Raw genomic sequence first — 217 nt, 5'->3', positions numbered from 1 at the left:
CGCCGAGGATGCCGCGGGCGGGATCGACTGGGACGTGTCAGTGGACTCGACCGCGGTGCGGGCCCATCAGCACGCCGCCGGTGCGAGGAAGGAGCCGCCGGCCCTGGATGCTCAAAAGGGGAACGGCCGGGGGACGAACCAGGTCGATCCGGTGCTGCGGAAACTGGCCATCCGCCTGGAGGAGGTGGTCAGATCGGCGAATGTCTGGGACGCTCCC

Annotated in this window: 1 pseudogene; it reads left to right on the top strand. The window is 70.0% G+C overall.

Annotated elements, in window-relative coordinates:
- Nucleotides 1-91 (top strand): annotated as a pseudogene (locus EBH09_RS37395) (transposase); the annotation flags it as partial.
- Nucleotides 92-217 lie beyond the last annotated feature (126 nt).

Origin of the sequence: Streptomyces sp. E2N166, assembly GCF_003671715.1 — a bacterium.
Taxonomy (GTDB): domain Bacteria; phylum Actinomycetota; class Actinomycetes; order Streptomycetales; family Streptomycetaceae; genus Streptomyces; species Streptomyces thinghirensis.
The sequence above is the reverse complement of the archived record's forward strand: the minus strand, read 5'-3'. Positions and strand labels throughout refer to the sequence as shown.